Here is a 15687-nt window from a genome sequence, read left to right as displayed (position 1 = left end):
TGTGTACGCTTCCCTCTGGGAAGTGGAATTAATGGAAACGTTTCCACAGCCTTTGCTGCTCTACCCTCCATTCAGTATGTACGCTTCCCTCTGGGAAGTGGAATTAATGGAAACCATCTACTAGCATGGCTCCCAATTTTTTATATCTGTACGCTTCCCTCTGGGAAGTGGAATTAATGGAAACAATTTAAGTCCTTTAAAACTTCAGCAACTGAAACTCGTACGCTTCCCTCTGGGAAGTGGAATTAATGGAAACATCAAGGTTAACCCAAACGGTCTAAGAAGACTGTACGCTTCCCTCTGGGAAGTGGAATTAATGGAAACTCGTCTTCTATGGTGTAAATTCCTGGAGTAGCTGGAAGTACGCTTCCCTCTGGGAAGTGGAATTAATGGCAACTATTCATCGCGATCGCTCGATTAATGTCAAAAATCGCGACCGCTTCCCTCTGGGAAGTCGAGTTAGAAGCGGGCATACCTTTTTCCTCACTGCAAAACTCCCATAGTGTTTATGGAAAAGCAGATTTTCAACACAAATTAATATCCCAGGTTGTGGAATGTGTTAAACCAAAGGACAAGCATTAAATATCCATTTATGATAATTTTACAGAGTCACCGGTTTTAAAAATATATTTTCCCCAAAACTCTGGTATTATTGCACCGGAAACACCAGTTTCAATTTTTCAATCTCTGATTATGAGAGGATCTTTGGAAAGTATTAAACAGGTAATTTTTATATTAGGGAACAGGGAACAGGGAACAGGGAGCAGGGAGCACCGAAGCACCGAAGCACCGAAGCAGGGAATGGGGGACACTCCGAAACAATAAAATCCAGTCCCCTCCCCTGACAAGGACAAGACTTGGTGGACAAGGTGGACAAGGTGACAAGGGAGAAAAACAGTACAAAGTCTGTATTTTTAGTAAGAAAAATAGCCCCTTAAAAGACCATTGTCCGTATAAAATCTTCCTTGTCCACTTTCCTTCCTTGTCTTCCTAGTCTTGCCTTCACAGATCATATTAAAAACCTACCCTTGCAAGGAGAGGGTGGGGTAAAACAATAGTTGATACACTAATCATGACTTATCAAACATCCTCTGAGGTTTAGGGTGTTGATACTTCCCAGGATTATTCTTAATATAATGAGTTGACACTCCCTTACCTTTAGGCAAGGGATTATTAAGACAATAATAATTTGAGATTAACTCAAGTCTAAAAAGCGATTATCAATTAACGGGGCGAAGTTCTGCCTAGTGGCATTGCATCCGTTGTCCAGTTGTCTCCCAGACTCCTAAATAGATACAATTGCCAGTCTGAAACTTGATCATAGGTTAGATGATGGGTATCAACAGAACTTGTCCAGAAATTACCACGAATTGTGGGGTCTTCAAATCGCAGTAAGTTAGCTTTTTTCAGGTTGTATTCTTGGGGAGTTCCGGGAATGGGAATAATGGAATAGGGGGTTACAAAGAAGTTCAGGGATGGATTGATGGTTATGAGTTCTTGCTTCAGTTCCTTGATGGCTTCTTCTAAATACAGAAAACTATCTCGATTATCCTCAGGTAAGCCAATAATGAAACCATAAGAAATGGTTGGCACTCCAGCACGGACAATAGCTCTGAGCATTTGACAGTGCTGTTGCCAAGGAAGTAGTTTTTTATAGGCCTGACGACCCACGAAGGGACGTTCAGCAGGAATATAGGCCATGAAACATCCAGTTTTGCCATCCCAACCCCACATGGCTTCTACCAATTCTTCATCGGGTTCTAAGTCTTCGGGATTTCGCTCTTTACCTCGTCCTTTGGTGGCTTTTCTTAGCTCAATGCCATTGTCCCAGGAGATGGGTAAATTCATTTCTCGTAATCCTTTGACGATGTCGAGAACTTCTTGTTTTCCTTCCGGAAACAGAACACGACCAAGAAATTGATCTGAGTCGGAAACTATGCTTTTTGCACCTGCTTCCTTTTGTCGAGCAGCCCATGCTAAAGCCCGTTCAGGGGTCATCCGCAAATAGCCTGAGCCATAGGTTGGGGTTTGGCAAAAGTCACAGGTGCGATCGCAGCCTAAATCAAACATAGCAGAACCGATGGGTAATAATGATGATTCTGAAAGGTCATCGGCAAAATCATTACCTCCCCCTAAACAAGCTTGAGCAACAGAAATTGAGGGTAGAAACCAATCTTGGGGATGTAGGGGATGACGGTGCTTGCGATATTCGGTCCCATCTGGGAATAAAACTCCTGATAGCTCCTCCCGTTGCGGTTGACCTAAAACATAATCAAAAATAGCCCAGTTTGCTGCCCCTGATTTGTCAGTCACAACAGCCGTTGCTCCGGCATTAAAGTAATAGTGAGGTTGGGCAATAACATCTGAACCTCCAACTATAATAGGTTTGCCACCTTTAGCTAAATGTCGCAAGACTAAACCTGCTAATTCTCGATAAATGGTAAAGTTATTTGTGACTCCCCAAGCATCACAAGATTCAGAGTCAATGGAACTAACCGGTTGACCATAAGCAATCTTCTGAAGGGACATTCCTTTCCAAATCGTTTCTCCGAATTGTTCTTCTTGGTTTCCGTTTTTGAGGTTGAATAACTCAACTTCAAATCCTCCAGCCTCCAGGTTGGCGATTAATATCTGTTTGCTAATTAGAGGATGTTGATTTTGTTCAGTCCAGTCATTACCTGTGGGATCAAGGACTTTGAGTTGGGGGAGTTCTACTAATCCAATTTTCATTCATTTGACCTCTTGATTAATTCTGAGCTACTCGGAAACTGGTGTATTGATCAAAATTCTTGCGGAACCAATTCCGACAAAATGGAGACGCATAAGCGCTTGTTATGTCACAAAATCTGCCTAACATAATCCTATGATTCCTATCAAAAAATGGGGCAGAATAATTTTCATATAGGGGATCAGGTTCAAATTCCGGTAAGGTATTAAAGTGATCACTGAGCCATCCTCAAACATTACCGCGAAGGTCATAGAGTTCGGAGGATGCCTCAAAATTTCTTAATATTCCTATAGGGGAGGGAGAACTCCTGTTAATTTTTGCGTTAATCTCTTGTGTGGATTAATCGCTTATTACCGCCAACCTAATAAACCCAGCCTTCCTATGGACTGGATTTTATCCCAATTTCCTTAATCCGAACTCAGGTTAATAACTCTGCGCTTATCCCCAATTTAGGTTAAAACAAGAGTCATAAAATCATAAAATTATAAAATTATAAAATCATAAAATCATAAAATCATAAATTTTGAGATTTTAACCATTCCCTTACCACATCTTAGACAGGACGAGATTGATTATCCACCTGATAATTCATCCGCTGCATTTGAGCAGTAGAAATTTTCCCACCTAACCGATTAATAGCAGTTGCTAATTCTGGGTGTTTTTGGAGAATCTGTTGATTAAACACTGGGACAGCTTGATCAGGTGGAAAGTATTTTTTATCATCCGCTAAAATCACCAAATTTAAAACTTGAATCAAACCTTCGGTAGAATTAGTCACAATTAAATGACCGCTTCCCTCTGGGAAGTGGAATTAATGGAAACGCGTTATGGTTTTTGACTAAGGTGTTTACCTGCAGCGTGAATAATTAATTCTGGTAGGTTAGACACAGCGATCGCAGTTTCAATTTTGGCGACGATGGCGGGGGGGTTAACTCCTTGTGAAGTGCGTTGCTTTAACTCCCGTTGCAATAATTCCATATCCGCGGCTCGTTGTACAAAAGAATAGCCAATCATATCTGCATGGAGAGCCACAAAATCCAAATCAGATAAATCCTTTGTTGTGAGTGGATTCAGGGGAAGAACTGTATGGGGAAAGTTTAACCCTTTTTCTGCTTGCAGTTTCACACCCTTGGGACTAGCATGGGTGACCTCTAATAAAATTCCTAATTGTCCATCAGATAATTGATGTTGGGTATTAATCACCCGAGTCCGAATTTTCCCATCATCAATATAAACTGTGGTTCCCACGGTGAGTAAATCGAGAATTTCCGGGATAGTACAAAAGGTTTGGAAGTTCTCCACAGGTATCTCACCCACATCTGAGAGTAATTCACACCGGGTCAAGACAATATGATCGCCGCGAAACACCCGTTTTTTATCCGGGGGTCTGATCACCGTACCAGTCCGAATTTTGGGACCACTCAAATCCATCATCACTTGACAGGGGGCGTTGAGTTCCGTCCCAGCACGACGTACATGATCAATCATGCTTTTCCACTCTGCTGGGGTATCATGGGCGCAATTAATCCGGACACAGTTAGTACCCCTGCGGATAATTTCCCGCACTAGTTCATAGTCAGTGGCGGCTTGTGTGGGTAATGTAACCATAATTTTTACCCGACGATGGGGACTGTTCCCCCCAAATAATTCTTCTGTATGCTTTTGTAGTAAACGATTCCCCTCAAAAAATGCCTCAATGGTTGGGCGGGTTTGGTTCTCCGTAGACTCTAAGCCACAAATAACCGCCAGTGAAGCAATGACAGCATCCAGATTCGGCATAACTCCGGCTTCAATCCGTCCCAGTGAAGATAAACCCCAATGTATGAGTGCTGCTTGGAGCGATCGCAGATCGTAGCGTCTGAGTGCTAAATATTGGGCTAAATTGCGGGCGCTGAGGACAAATTCCGGGCGCTGAATCTTCTCTCGCCATTGGTTAAAGGTAATTTCACCTTCGTGAATCACCTGCTGACGCAGTGATTGTAGGATAGATAAAAGTGTTTGTGGATGCTTCAGATCGACGGATTCAAGAGAAATTTCTGAATTGGCGGTGACCATAAAAGTGTGATCCCAAAAAAGCTAAAAAATACTCACTGCTCATGATCAAACTGAGAGGGAGATGGGTCCGAGTCTCCCAAGCAATCCCTTGTGATTTGCAATTAAGCGCCTACTGCTGTATCTGGATACAGAGCGGGTTGATTTTTTACAACCTCTTTAGTATCGTGTCTATCAAATATTTTTAACAGGTAATCTTCTATCCCCAACGTGAAAAGGTCTCTGACTGGGGATTTTTCCTTGATTCAGCCAACTTGCCTAGAGGGATTTTATCTTCTGGGTAGAGGTAATTATATCCACAAGGTAGATATCCCCTATACCTTACGGTGCGTTTAAATTATACAATAATGTTGAGATTAAGTCAATACTGAATTGATCACTAAACCCAGGACTAAAAGCCTGGTGCTGTTATTTTTGTGGCTAGTTGATGAAAAATCTGATTATTGTTGATATAGCATTTCCCGTGCTCATGAGGTACACGGTTGTTTAGTTTCAGGGAACAGGGAACAGGGAACAGGGAGCAGGGAGGAATGGAGAACACGGTTCGACTTCGCTCACCGACCGCACAAAAAACAATCAAATCCAGTCCCCTCCCCTTACAACTATCCATTACCCGGATCTTTCTTAACATTCGTGAGAGCGATCGCTCGCAAACCCCCAAACCTTAATCCTCCGTTGATGATTCTCAATAAAATAAGGGTTTTATCAAGAACAATAAGGTACATTTTGTCAAGAGTAGGGAAATTTTCAAGCGTTGAAACCATTGCCACATAAATGTTTCAAGATTGTTAAGAAAGATGTGAGTAATGAATAGCCCTTACAAGGGGAGGGTTAGGGTGGGGTCCAGCAATAGTTGATACACTAATCATGACTTGACAAATGATTATAGGTAAAAACGAGAATTGGAAGCAAAGCATTAACTTGGGAAGTAAGACCAATCAAAGCTAAAAATATTTGACTATATTTTTAGTAACTATGATTACTGGCAAAAGTTTGTCGTTAATTAACTTTTTTGCATAATTACTTTGTCCTGGTATTACATACTCCATCGCCAAGTGTGTGGTAGTTTATTTTTGCACAAGCTCCTTAATTTCCCAAGCCACGGAAGCTATGACACTTAATTTATACTTACTGCGACATGGAGAAACTACTTTTAGCCAAAGTGGTAATTTTTGTGGTCAGACTGATGCGGATTTGACTACAGCAGGAATGGAGATGGCGGAGAGTTTTGCTAATGTTTATCAAAAATTGGACTGGTCAGCGGTTTATGTTAGCCCCATGAAGCGCACAATAGCAACGGCCAAGCCGTTTTGTGATGCTGTGGGTGTCAATATGCAGTTGCGTGACGGATTGAGGGAAGGTAGTTATGGCGAATGGGAAACTAAAAGTAAATCCTTTGTGCAAGAGAATTACTCAGAAAACTATGTTAAATGGTTAACAGAACCGGCCTGGAATGCGCCCCTAGGTGGAGAAACGGCGGTAGAGATTGCTAACCGTTCTATGTCGGTAATTGCTGAAATTCAAGAAAAACATCCTCAAGGTAATGTTTTAGTAGTTTCCCATAAAGCTACAATTCGGATTATGCTTTGCAGTTTACTGGGAATTGATTTAGGACGCTATCGCTATCGGGTCAATATTTTAGTTGCATCGGTAAGTATGCTTAAATTTGATGTTAATGGTCCCTTGTTAGAAATATTAGGCGATCGCCATCACATACCCGATCATCTGCGCTCTCGTCCGGGAACTTGATCCTAGGTTCTGGGTATAAGTTGACCTTGAAATCATACTCTAAAAGGATGTTTTAAAAGTCATGATTAGTGTATCAACTATTGTTTGACCCCACCCTAACCCTCCCCTTGTAAGGGGAGGGAACTAGATTTTATTGTTTTTTGTGCGGTCGGTGAGCGAAGTCGATAGCGATAGCGTGGCGTTAGCCATACCGTGTTCCCTGTTCGGTGTGTTCCCTGTTCCCTAATATAAAAATTACCTGTTGAAAACTTATCCAACATCCTCTTAAATTTTTAATTCTTGCTTTATAAAAATAGAAATAAATCCTATAATTTGTCAGGCTTAATTGACAATAATATGTTATATTAAATAGCGTGATGACCGCTACATAAATATCAGTTGATATGATTGCTGAACATATCCTGGCTAAAGAATTCACAAGAGTCGTAACTCAATATTACCCAACACTTGGGGAATTACTAGACGGGTGTCATGTGAAAGTTATCACCTGTTTTTGGGGACGACCAGCTAGACGTTTGCAATATATAGGAATTTATTGCTGTGAAGAAATACTCCCTCATGTGCAAGCGCAAAAACATATACTCAGAGAACTAGCACATAATATGGGGCTAGTGGAAGTAGTCTGTATGAACGCGAAGCGACTGCTACGCGATCCCATGTCCAAGCTCAAGCAGACCAATCCCCGGTTGTGGTTGGAATTGCAATGGGTGACAACTAAATAGCGATCGCCAAAAATGAAAACCGGAATTTTTTGCAATTACGAAAATCATCATCAAAATACTAGTCACAGCATCTGGGAACAGGTAGCGCTAGTAAAAGAGGCGGAAAGTTTAGGTTTTGATTCAGCTTGGGTCAGTGAACATCATTTTAATGAGTTCAATCTCAGCTCATCTATGTTAGTGTTGATGGGACACCTTGCGGGACTAACCTCAACTATTCAATTAGGTACAGCAGCAGTATTATTACCATTTCATAACCCGATCNCCGCTACTCGGATCGGGTTATGAAATGGTAATAATACTGCTGCTGTACCTAATTGAATAGTTGAGGTTAGTCCCGCAAGGTGTCCCATCAACACTAACATAGATGAGCTGAGATTGAACTCATTAAAATGATGTTCACTGACCCAAGCTGAATCAAAACCTAAACTTTCCGCCTCTTTTACTAGCGCTACCTGTTCCCAGATGCTGTGACTAGTATTTTGATGATGATTTTCGTAATTGCAAAAAATTCCGGTTTTCATTTTTGGCGATCGCTATTTAGTTGTCACCCATTGCAATTCCAACCACAACCGGGGATTGGTCTGCTTGAGCTTGGACATGGGATCGCGTAGCAGTCGCTTCGCGTTCATACAGACTACTTCCACTAGCCCCATATTATGTGCTAGTTCTCTGAGTATATGTTTTTGCGCTTGCACATGAGGGAGTATTTCTTCACAGCAATAAATTCCTATATATTGCAAACGTCTAGCTGGTCGTCCCCAAAAACAGGTGATAACTTTCACATGACACCCGTCTAGTAATTCCCCAAGTGTTGGGTAATATTGAGTTACGACTCTTGTGAATTCTTTAGCCAGGATATGTTCAGCAATCATATCAACTGATATTTATGTAGCGGTCATCACGCTATTTAATATAACATATTATTGTCAATTAAGCCTGACAAATTATAGGATTTATTTCTATTTTTATAAAGCAAGAATTAAAAATTTAAGAGGATGTTGGATAAGTTTTCAACAGGTAATTTTTATATTAGGGAACAGGGAACACACCGAACAGGGAACACGGTATGGCTAACGCCACGCTATCGCTATCGACTTCGCTCACCGACCGCACAAAAAACAATAAAATCTAGTTCCCTCCCCTTACAAGGGGAGGGTTAGGGTGGGGTCAAACAATAGTTGATACACTAATCATGACTTTTAAAACATCCTTTTAGAGTATGATTTCAAGGTCAACTTATACCCAGAACCTAGGATCAAGTTCCCGGACGAGAGCGCAGATGATCGGGTATGTGATGGCGATCGCCTAATATTTCTAACAAGGGACCATTAACATCAAATTTAAGCATACTTACCGATGCAACTAAAATATTGACCCGATAGCGATAGCGTCCTAAATCAATTCCCAGTAAACTGCAAAGCATAATCCGAATTGTAGCTTTATGGGAAACTACTAAAACATTACCTTGAGGATGTTTTTCTTGAATTTCAGCAATTACCGACATAGAACGGTTAGCAATCTCTACCGCCGTTTCTCCACCTAGGGGCGCATTCCAGGCCGGTTCTGTTAACCATTTAACATAGTTTTCTGAGTAATTCTCTTGCACAAAGGATTTACTTTTAGTTTCCCATTCGCCATAACTACCTTCCCTCAATCCGTCACGCAACTGCATATTGACACCCACAGCATCACAAAACGGCTTGGCCGTTGCTATTGTGCGCTTCATGGGGCTAACATAAACCGCTGACCAGTCCAATTTTTGATAAACATTAGCAAAACTCTCCGCCATCTCCATTCCTGCTGTAGTCAAATCCGCATCAGTCTGACCACAAAAATTACCACTTTGGCTAAAAGTAGTTTCTCCATGTCGCAGTAAGTATAAATTAAGTGTCATAGCTTCCGTGGCTTGGGAAATTAAGGAGCTTGTGCAAAAATAAACTACCACACACTTGGCGATGGAGTATGTAATACCAGGACAAAGTAATTATGCAAAAAAGTTAATTAACGACAAACTTTTGCCAGTAATCATAGTTACTAAAAATATAGTCAAATATTTTTAGCTTTGATTGGTCTTACTTCCCAAGTTAATGCTTTGCTTCCAATTCTCGTTTTTACCTATAATCATTTGTCAAGTCATGATTAGTGTATCAACTATTGCTGGACCCCACCCTAACCCTCCCCTTGTAAGGGCTATTCATTACTCACATCTTTCTTAACAATCTTGAAACATTTATGTGGCAATGGTTTCAACGCTTGAAAATTTCCCTACTCTTGACAAAATGTACCTTATTGTTCTTGATAAAACCCTTATTTTATTGAGAATCATCAACGGAGGATTAAGGTTTGGGGGTTTGCGAGCGATCGCTCTCACGAATGTTAAGAAAGATCCGGGTAATGGATAGTTGTAAGGGGAGGGAACTAGATTTTATTGTTTTTTGTGCGGTCGGTGAGCGAAGTCGATAGCGATAGCGTGGCGTTAGCCATACCGTGTTCCCTGTTCGGTGTGTTCCCTGTTCCCTAATATAAAAATTACCTGTTGAAAACTTATCCAACATCCTCTTAAATTTTTAATTCTTGCTTTATAAAAATAGAAATAAATCCTATAATTTGTCAGGCTTAATTGACAATAATATGTTATATTAAATAGCGTGATGACCGCTACATAAATATCAGTTGATATGATTGCTGAACATATCCTGGCTAAAGAATTCACAAGAGTCGTAACTCAATATTACCCAACACTTGGGGAATTACTAGACGGGTGTCATGTGAAAGTTATCACCTGTTTTTGGGGACGACCAGCTAGACGTTTGCAATATATAGGAATTTATTGCTGTGAAGAAATACTCCCTCATGTGCAAGCGCAAAAACATATACTCAGAGAACTAGCACATAATATGGGGCTAGTGGAAGTAGTCTGTATGAACGCGAAGCGACTGCTACGCGATCCCATGTCCAAGCTCAAGCAGACCAATCCCCGGTTGTGGTTGGAATTGCAATGGGTGACAACTAAATAGCGATCGCCAAAAATGAAAACCGGAATTTTTTGCAATTACGAAAATCATCATCAAAATACTAGTCACAGCATCTGGGAACAGGTAGCGCTAGTAAAAGAGGCGGAAAGTTTAGGTTTTGATTCAGCTTGGGTCAGTGAACATCATTTTAATGAGTTCAATCTCAGCTCATCTATGTTAGTGTTGATGGGACACCTTGCGGGACTAACCTCAACTATTCAATTAGGTACAGCAGCAGTATTATTACCATTTCATAACCCGATCCGAGTAGCGGAAGACATTGCTACTCTAGATAATTTGTGTAATGGTAGATTATTATTTGGCGTGGCTAAAGGTGGGCCATTTCCCCAACATAATAAGCATTTTGGTACACCCATGGGGGAATCTCGCGCCAAAATGTTAGAGGCGATCGCCCTCATTCAACAGCTGCTGTATGATGCTGATGTTTCATTTAACGGAGAGTATTATCAATGCGATCGCTTGACAATTACCCCCAAACCCTTGCAGCATAGAATCCCAGTTTACATAGCCACTGGTGATGATCAAGGTATACAATTTGCGGCTGAAAATTCCTTTGGCTTAATGGGGGGGCCGCCATTCTCCTTAGAGAGATTAAAAAATACCGTCGCTAAATATCGAGCTGTGAATCCTAGTGGCGCTGAGAAACTAGTATTAGCACGGTTCTTTTATGTTGGTAAAACAAACGATGAAGCCATCAGCGCCGCATTACCATTCATCCGTAAATTCAGCCAAAAAATGCAAGCCAACACGGCGCAAATCATCCAGAAAGGCTCAAATCCTCACCAGAAACCATTTGACCGCACAAATATTTGTTTTGATGAAGACTACTTAATTGAGAACTCAATTATTGGTGATGTGAGGACTTGTCGCGACAAAATCACCAGATTTCAGGACGAGTTAAATCTCAACACATTAGCGCTCAAACCCTCCTCCTTTGTTTTGCAAAACAACTTAGAGAGTTTGCAGCGTTACAACCAAGAGGTTCGGAATTATGTCTAAACTACACCAGCTTCCTCCTGATGATTTACCTCCCACCGAGGTGACAAAACAAGATGGAATGCTGCATCTGGAGTTAGAGCGGTCTACTGGTATATGCTTTTTTCAGGCCTGCGATCGCATTACTCAAGTACTCTTATCTAAATGTCAATGGTATCTCACCAAGAATAGTACCACCCTGACACTAATCATTGACTGCCCTGACATAGTATCTTACTGGCATATAGTCAGTAATATTCCCCAGTTAGGGAACAGACTAGAACGGTTTACCAGTGACGCCAAAATACGGGTTTATCCTCCCTTTGGCAAAGGTACACCCTTTGAAATCAGGGTAAATGAGATTTCAGCTTATCGGGATTGGCTCTAATAGTTACTAAAAATATAGTCAAATATTTTTAGCTTGGTAAGGTCTAAACCTTACTGGGCTAACTACAAGCCTCTCTACTGAGTTTCCATCAAAGATAGAGTCCCCAGCTACCTTTCTTAATATACCCCACCTGTCACATCATATTCACCCTTCCCCCGCTGCGGGGAGGGTTAGGGTGGGGTCAAACAATAGTTGATACACTCATCATAACCCAAACATCCTCTCAGGCACATTCAGGTACAAAAACTAAACAGAAACTGGGAGAAAATCAGCAACAGTTGCTGATAACCACCCATACCAACCTTCTAACCCCATACCAGTAGTAGCAGAAACCTGGAAAACCTGAATTTTAGGGTTAACCTGTCGCGCATACTCAATACATTTTTCTACATCAAACTGTACATAAGGTAATAAATCAACCTTAGTGAGAATCATAATTTCACTAGCGCGGAACATATGGGGATATTTTATCGGCTTATCTTCTCCCTCAGTCACCGAGAGAATCACTACCTTAGCTTGTTCTCCCAAATCAAATAAAGCTGGACATACTAAATTTCCCACATTTTCAATCATCACCACAGAATTGAGAGGGGGGTTTAACTGCTGTAAACCCCTAGCAATCATAGCAGCTTCTAAATGACAACCAGTACCCGTGTTAATCTGCACAACCTTACAGCCTGTTTCCTGAATCTTTTGAGCATCATTAGCTGTTTCTTGGTCGCCTTCAATCACACTAATAAGTAACTGGTGTTTTAAATCTTGAATCGTGCGGGTGAGGAGAGTGGTTTTTCCTGCACCAGGAGAACTCATTAAATTTAAAGCTAAAATATTCCGTCCTTGAAACCATCCCCGATTCTGGGCTGCTAACAGATTATTTTTAGCTAATATATCCTGTTCTAAAGATATAGTTGTCCCATGAATTTTAGCATGAATTTGAGACTCTTCACCCTGATGATCATGGGAATGGGTAATTACAGTACCATCAGCTAAAGTGTGAGTATGAGTGTGGTCATTATGTTCCACCTCACCTGTTTCTAAATTGGTGATTGTGCTTTTAGCATCATCAGAACAACCGCAAGTTACACACATAATTCCTCTATTTCTATTTCTTTAATTTTGAGTTCTTCACCGGTTATTAAATCTAATTCCACGCTACCACAGCTACATATACCAAAAGGTTTATTTAAACTTATTTCCGCTCCGCAGGTACGACAGCGTGCTAAACCAGGGATTATGTTAATTTCTAATATCGCTCCTACTAACAGTGTACCTTGAGTACAGATGTCAAAACAAAACTCTATAGCTTCCGGTAAAATTGCCGAAAGTGCGCCAATTTCTAAAACTACGCGGTTAACTTTTGCCCCTTGGGCGTGTTCACTCACAATGGCGACAATATTTTGTGTAATTCCTAATTCGTGCATATTTTGATCAGATTTGAAACCACAGATACACACAGATAAAAATTAACAAATTCTCGGTAATTGTTCCCCCACCAACATATCAACAATTCTTTGAGTCCCAAAAGTTGTTTGTAATAACACAACTCCCGGAGGTGAAGCAATAACCTCACCAATTATACAAGCATCTTTACCCGCGGGGTGGGACTTCATCGCTGATAATACAGTTTCTGCATGATTACCCCCTACCACCACCACTAATTTACCTTCATTGGCTAAATATAAGGGGTCTAAACCTAAGATTTCACAAACTCCTTGTACCTCTTCCCTTATAGGAATAGATGCTTCATGGAGACGAATACCGACATGAGAACTCAGAGAAAATTCATTTAGAACCGTCGCTAAACCGCCCCGTGTAGCATCCCGCATCGCGTGAACTTCAGGACAAACATTAAGGATAGTTTCTACTAAACTGTGTAATGGTTGACAGTCACTTTCTATATGAGTTTCTAATGCTAATTCCCCACGGGCGATTAAAATCGCCGTACCATGATTTCCCAATTCACCATTAATAATTACTACATCTCCCACTTGGATATTATGGGCAGAAATGTTAATTCCTTCAGGAATTACCCCAATACCTGTAGTATTAATAAATAGTTTATCCGCCGCGCCACGATGCACAACCTTAGTATCACCTGTGACAATTTGCACGCCAGCTGTTTGGGCGGCTAATTTCATACTCCCAACCACCCGGCGCAGGGTTTCCACAGGTAGACCTTCTTCTAAAATCACGCTACAACTGAGGTATAAAGGTTTTGCACCACTCACGGCTAAGTCGTTAATGGTACCATTAACGGCTAATTCCCCAATGTCACCACCGGGAAAAAATAAAGGGTCTACTACATAGGAATCTGTAGTAAATGCCAGTCTATCACCTTGTGCTGTAAGGTTAGCTAATTTAACACTGGCTTGGTCTTCTAATTGCGCAAGAATTTGATTATCAAAACTACTAACAAAAATATCCTCTATTAAATCCCGCATGGCTTTACCCCCGCTACCATGGGCGAGGGTAATATGAGTATCTCTAAGTTTGCTTTTGGGGGGGTTTCGGGTTTTATTGTTGGGGGAAATATTCATATTTAAATATTGAGTCAGCAGCAGTATTGATAATTCTGCTATGGGGTTAAGGCGATTTTTGCAGCTTTTTTACTCATAGTAGCCAGTCTGCCATATTTGTAATAGGCTGCACAGGCTCCTTCAGAGGAAACCATACAGGTTCCTATAGGTGTTTCTGGTGTGCAAGCTGTACCAAATACTTTACATTGCCAAGGTTTTAAGGTTCCCTTGAGGATTTCTCCACATTGACAGGCTTTGTGGTCACTGACTTTTAAGTTAGGAATGGTAAATTTTAGCTCCGCGTCAAATTGAGCATATTCAGGGCGAATTTTCAAGCCAGATTTAGGTATGTCCCCTAACCCCCGCCAATCAAAGTTTTCTCTAACGGTAAAAACTTGGTTGATCGCTTGCAATGCGACTAGGTTTCCGGCTGGTTCTACTAATCTGTTATATTGATTTTCAACTTCGCAACGACTTTCTACTAGTTGCTGTAGGAGCATCCAAATTGATTGGAGTATATCTAAGGGTTCAAAGCCAGAAACTACTATGGGTTTATGATATTTGTGGCTAATAAATTCATAGGGTTCTGTCCCAATTACCATACTCACATGACCAGGGCCAATAAACCCATCTAGTTGTAAGTCCGGGTTATCTAGTAGGGCTTCGAGGGCGGGAATTACCAGCACATGATTAGAAAACATACTAAAATTAGTGATGTTTTCCGCAGCTGCTTGTAAGATGGTGAGAGCGGTACTGGGGGCGGTGGTTTCAAAGCCTAGGGCAAAAAAGACTATTTCTTTATCGGGGTTGTCTCTGGCGATTTGTAAACTATCTAATGGGGAGTATACCATGCGAATATCTGCGCCCCTGGCTTTGGCTTGCAAGAGGCTAGTATGGGAACCAGGAACCCGCATAGTGTCGCCAAATGTGGCGAGGATAACGTTATCATGTTGGGAGATGGCGATCGCATCATCTAATCTTCCCTTTGGCATCACACACACAGGACAACCAGGGCCATGTATCAGTTCTAGGTTGTGGGGAAGGATATCTTCAATACCATATTTAAATATAGAATGGGTATGTCCCCCGCATACCTCCATGATTTTAATAGGTTTTTCTAGCTGCTGACCAAGTTTAGTGATTTCCTTGGTTAAAGCTGCGGCTTTTTCCGGTTCTCGAAATTCATCAACGTATTTCATAAAAGTATTTCCGCTGGTTATTGAGTTTTTTTAGGGAAGACCTTTAATTACTCACTGCTTGAGCTAGTTCTTCTAGTAGTTGTAATGTTTCCTTTGCTTCCTCCTCATTGATCCGATTCATCGCAAAACCGACATGAACTAGTACCCAATCACCAATACATTTTTCCGGGGGATGTTCTTCATTAACAATACAAGCAATATTAACTTGACGTTTAACTCCACCGATATTAACTATCGCTAATTTATGGTTAATATCGCTGATTTCGATAATTTGACCGGGAATTCCTAAACACATTGTTTTTTTCTGTAAGAGGATGTTTGAT

At 41.1% G+C, this 15687-nt stretch carries 14 protein-coding genes, 4 pseudogenes and 1 CRISPR repeat array (1 of these 19 running past the window's edge); of the genes and pseudogenes, 7 read left to right on the top strand and 11 right to left on the bottom strand.

Annotation, left to right across the window (positions count from 1 at the left end; all coding sequences use genetic code 11):
* Positions 1 to 397: a CRISPR direct-repeat array (repeat unit 36 nt; unit sequence GTACGCTTCCCTCTGGGAAGTGGAATTAATGGAAAC) (it extends 817 nt beyond the left edge of the window).
* A gap of 827 nt (positions 398 to 1224) precedes the next feature.
* Entirely contained in the window at positions 1225 to 2730 is a 1506-nt protein-coding gene (locus IM676_RS17250) for a radical SAM protein (RefSeq protein WP_200988017.1), read from the bottom strand.
* 298 nt (positions 2731 to 3028) lie between these two features.
* Here IM676_RS17250 and IM676_RS20280 point away from each other — a divergent pair.
* Positions 3029 to 3139 (top strand): annotated as a pseudogene (locus tag IM676_RS20280) (IS982 family transposase); the annotation flags it as partial.
* 142 nt (positions 3140 to 3281) lie between these two features.
* Here the strand turns inward: IM676_RS20280 and IM676_RS17245 are convergent.
* Positions 3282 to 3512, bottom strand: a pseudogene (locus tag IM676_RS17245) (glycine betaine ABC transporter substrate-binding protein); the annotation flags it as partial.
* Positions 3513 to 3553: 41 nt separating this feature from the next.
* Complete coding sequence (locus IM676_RS17240; protein WP_200988016.1) at positions 3554 to 4783, bottom strand: pyruvate kinase; 1230 nt, start codon at positions 4781 to 4783, stop codon at positions 3554 to 3556.
* Between the two features lie 1107 nt (positions 4784 to 5890).
* Here IM676_RS17240 and IM676_RS17235 point away from each other — a divergent pair.
* The 3 genes and pseudogenes from IM676_RS17235 to IM676_RS17225 form a co-directional block, all read left to right on the top strand.
* Positions 5891 to 6529 carry a histidine phosphatase family protein gene (locus IM676_RS17235; RefSeq protein WP_200988015.1) on the top strand — a complete coding sequence of 213 codons (639 nt, stop codon included), beginning with the start codon at positions 5891 to 5893 and terminating at the stop codon, positions 6527 to 6529.
* A 383-nt stretch (positions 6530 to 6912) separates the two neighbouring features.
* A complete protein-coding gene (locus IM676_RS17230; protein WP_200988014.1) occupies positions 6913 to 7251 on the top strand; it encodes a hypothetical protein in 339 nt (112 codons plus the stop codon).
* A 12-nt stretch (positions 7252 to 7263) separates the two neighbouring features.
* Positions 7264 to 7512 (top strand): annotated as a pseudogene (locus IM676_RS17225) (LLM class flavin-dependent oxidoreductase); the annotation flags it as partial.
* Positions 7513 to 7514: 2 nt separating this feature from the next.
* Here IM676_RS17225 and IM676_RS17220 read toward each other — a convergent pair.
* The 3 genes and pseudogenes from IM676_RS17220 to IM676_RS17210 all read right to left on the bottom strand — a co-directional run.
* A pseudogene (locus tag IM676_RS17220) lies at positions 7515 to 7772 on the bottom strand (LLM class flavin-dependent oxidoreductase); the annotation flags it as partial.
* A gap of 12 nt (positions 7773 to 7784) precedes the next feature.
* Positions 7785 to 8123 (bottom strand): hypothetical protein, encoded by a 339-nt coding sequence (locus tag IM676_RS17215; RefSeq protein WP_200988014.1) that lies wholly within the window; start codon positions 8121 to 8123, stop codon positions 7785 to 7787.
* Positions 8124 to 8506: 383 nt separating this feature from the next.
* On the bottom strand, positions 8507 to 9145 hold the full coding sequence (locus tag IM676_RS17210; RefSeq protein WP_200988015.1) for a histidine phosphatase family protein: 639 nt from the start codon (positions 9143 to 9145) through the stop codon (positions 8507 to 8509).
* 784 nt (positions 9146 to 9929) lie between these two features.
* Here IM676_RS17210 and IM676_RS17205 point away from each other — a divergent pair.
* The 3 genes from IM676_RS17205 to IM676_RS17195 are packed head-to-tail and all read left to right on the top strand — an operon-like array spanning position 9930 to position 11649.
* The gene (locus tag IM676_RS17205; RefSeq protein WP_200988014.1) at positions 9930 to 10268 is read left to right on the top strand and encodes a hypothetical protein; all 339 of its coding nucleotides are present in this window, start codon (positions 9930 to 9932) and stop codon (positions 10266 to 10268) included.
* A gap of 12 nt (positions 10269 to 10280) precedes the next feature.
* Positions 10281 to 11285, top strand: a complete 1005-nt coding sequence (locus IM676_RS17200) for an LLM class flavin-dependent oxidoreductase (RefSeq protein ID WP_200988013.1) — start codon at positions 10281 to 10283, stop codon at positions 11283 to 11285.
* Entirely contained in the window at positions 11278 to 11649 is a 372-nt protein-coding gene (locus IM676_RS17195) for a hypothetical protein (protein ID WP_200988012.1), read from the top strand. Before IM676_RS17200 ends, IM676_RS17195 begins: the two co-directional genes overlap by 8 nt.
* A 246-nt stretch (positions 11650 to 11895) precedes the next feature.
* Here the strand turns inward: IM676_RS17195 and hypB are convergent, their stop codons facing one another.
* The 5 genes from hypB to IM676_RS17170 are packed head-to-tail and all read right to left on the bottom strand — an operon-like array spanning position 11896 to position 15659.
* Entirely contained in the window at positions 11896 to 12738 is an 843-nt protein-coding gene (hypB, locus tag IM676_RS17190) for a hydrogenase nickel incorporation protein HypB (protein WP_200988011.1), read from the bottom strand.
* Complete coding sequence (gene hypA / locus IM676_RS17185; protein WP_200988010.1) at positions 12729 to 13070, bottom strand: hydrogenase maturation nickel metallochaperone HypA; 342 nt, start codon at positions 13068 to 13070, stop codon at positions 12729 to 12731. The genes hypB and hypA overlap by 10 nt, the downstream gene beginning before the upstream one ends.
* Positions 13071 to 13112: 42 nt before the next feature.
* Positions 13113 to 14186, bottom strand: a complete 1074-nt coding sequence (gene hypE, locus IM676_RS17180) for a hydrogenase expression/formation protein HypE (protein WP_200988009.1) — start codon at positions 14184 to 14186, stop codon at positions 13113 to 13115.
* Between the two features lie 38 nt (positions 14187 to 14224).
* Positions 14225 to 15364: a hydrogenase formation protein HypD gene (gene hypD, locus IM676_RS17175; protein ID WP_200988008.1), complete on the bottom strand. Its 1140-nt coding sequence runs from the start codon at positions 15362 to 15364 to the stop codon at positions 14225 to 14227.
* A 43-nt stretch (positions 15365 to 15407) separates the two neighbouring features.
* Complete coding sequence (locus IM676_RS17170; RefSeq protein ID WP_200988007.1) at positions 15408 to 15659, bottom strand: HypC/HybG/HupF family hydrogenase formation chaperone; 252 nt, start codon at positions 15657 to 15659, stop codon at positions 15408 to 15410.
* Positions 15660 to 15687 lie beyond the last annotated feature (28 nt).

This window comes from Anabaenopsis elenkinii CCIBt3563, from assembly GCF_015245355.1.
Taxonomy (GTDB): Bacteria; Cyanobacteriota; Cyanobacteriia; order Cyanobacteriales; family Nostocaceae; genus Anabaenopsis; species Anabaenopsis elenkinii.
The sequence above is the reverse complement of the archived record's forward strand: the minus strand, read 5'-3'. Positions and strand labels throughout refer to the sequence as shown.

Excerpts from the sequence above, each read along its gene's own strand:
- IM676_RS17250 (WP_200988017.1), bottom strand. The coding sequence starts at position 2,730 with ATGAAAATTGGATTAGTAGAACTCCCCCAACTCAAAGTCCTTGATCCC.
- hypD (WP_200988008.1), bottom strand. The coding sequence starts at position 15,364 with ATGAAATACGTTGATGAATTTCGAGAACCGGAAAAAGCCGCAGCTTTA.
- IM676_RS17240 (WP_200988016.1), bottom strand. The coding sequence starts at position 4,783 with ATGGTCACCGCCAATTCAGAAATTTCTCTTGAATCCGTCGATCTGAAG.
- hypA (WP_200988010.1), bottom strand. The coding sequence starts at position 13,070 with ATGCACGAATTAGGAATTACACAAAATATTGTCGCCATTGTGAGTGAA.
- hypE (WP_200988009.1), bottom strand. The coding sequence starts at position 14,186 with ATGAATATTTCCCCCAACAATAAAACCCGAAACCCCCCCAAAAGCAAA.
- IM676_RS17215 (WP_200988014.1), bottom strand. The coding sequence starts at position 8,123 with ATGATTGCTGAACATATCCTGGCTAAAGAATTCACAAGAGTCGTAACT.
- IM676_RS17210 (WP_200988015.1), bottom strand. The coding sequence starts at position 9,145 with ATGACACTTAATTTATACTTACTGCGACATGGAGAAACTACTTTTAGC.
- IM676_RS17230 (WP_200988014.1), top strand. The coding sequence starts at position 6,913 with ATGATTGCTGAACATATCCTGGCTAAAGAATTCACAAGAGTCGTAACT.
- IM676_RS17235 (WP_200988015.1), top strand. The coding sequence starts at position 5,891 with ATGACACTTAATTTATACTTACTGCGACATGGAGAAACTACTTTTAGC.
- IM676_RS17205 (WP_200988014.1), top strand. The coding sequence starts at position 9,930 with ATGATTGCTGAACATATCCTGGCTAAAGAATTCACAAGAGTCGTAACT.
- IM676_RS17195 (WP_200988012.1), top strand. The coding sequence starts at position 11,278 with ATGTCTAAACTACACCAGCTTCCTCCTGATGATTTACCTCCCACCGAG.
- IM676_RS17200 (WP_200988013.1), top strand. The coding sequence starts at position 10,281 with ATGAAAACCGGAATTTTTTGCAATTACGAAAATCATCATCAAAATACT.
- IM676_RS17170 (WP_200988007.1), bottom strand. The coding sequence starts at position 15,659 with ATGTGTTTAGGAATTCCCGGTCAAATTATCGAAATCAGCGATATTAAC.
- hypB (WP_200988011.1), bottom strand. The coding sequence starts at position 12,738 with ATGTGTGTAACTTGCGGTTGTTCTGATGATGCTAAAAGCACAATCACC.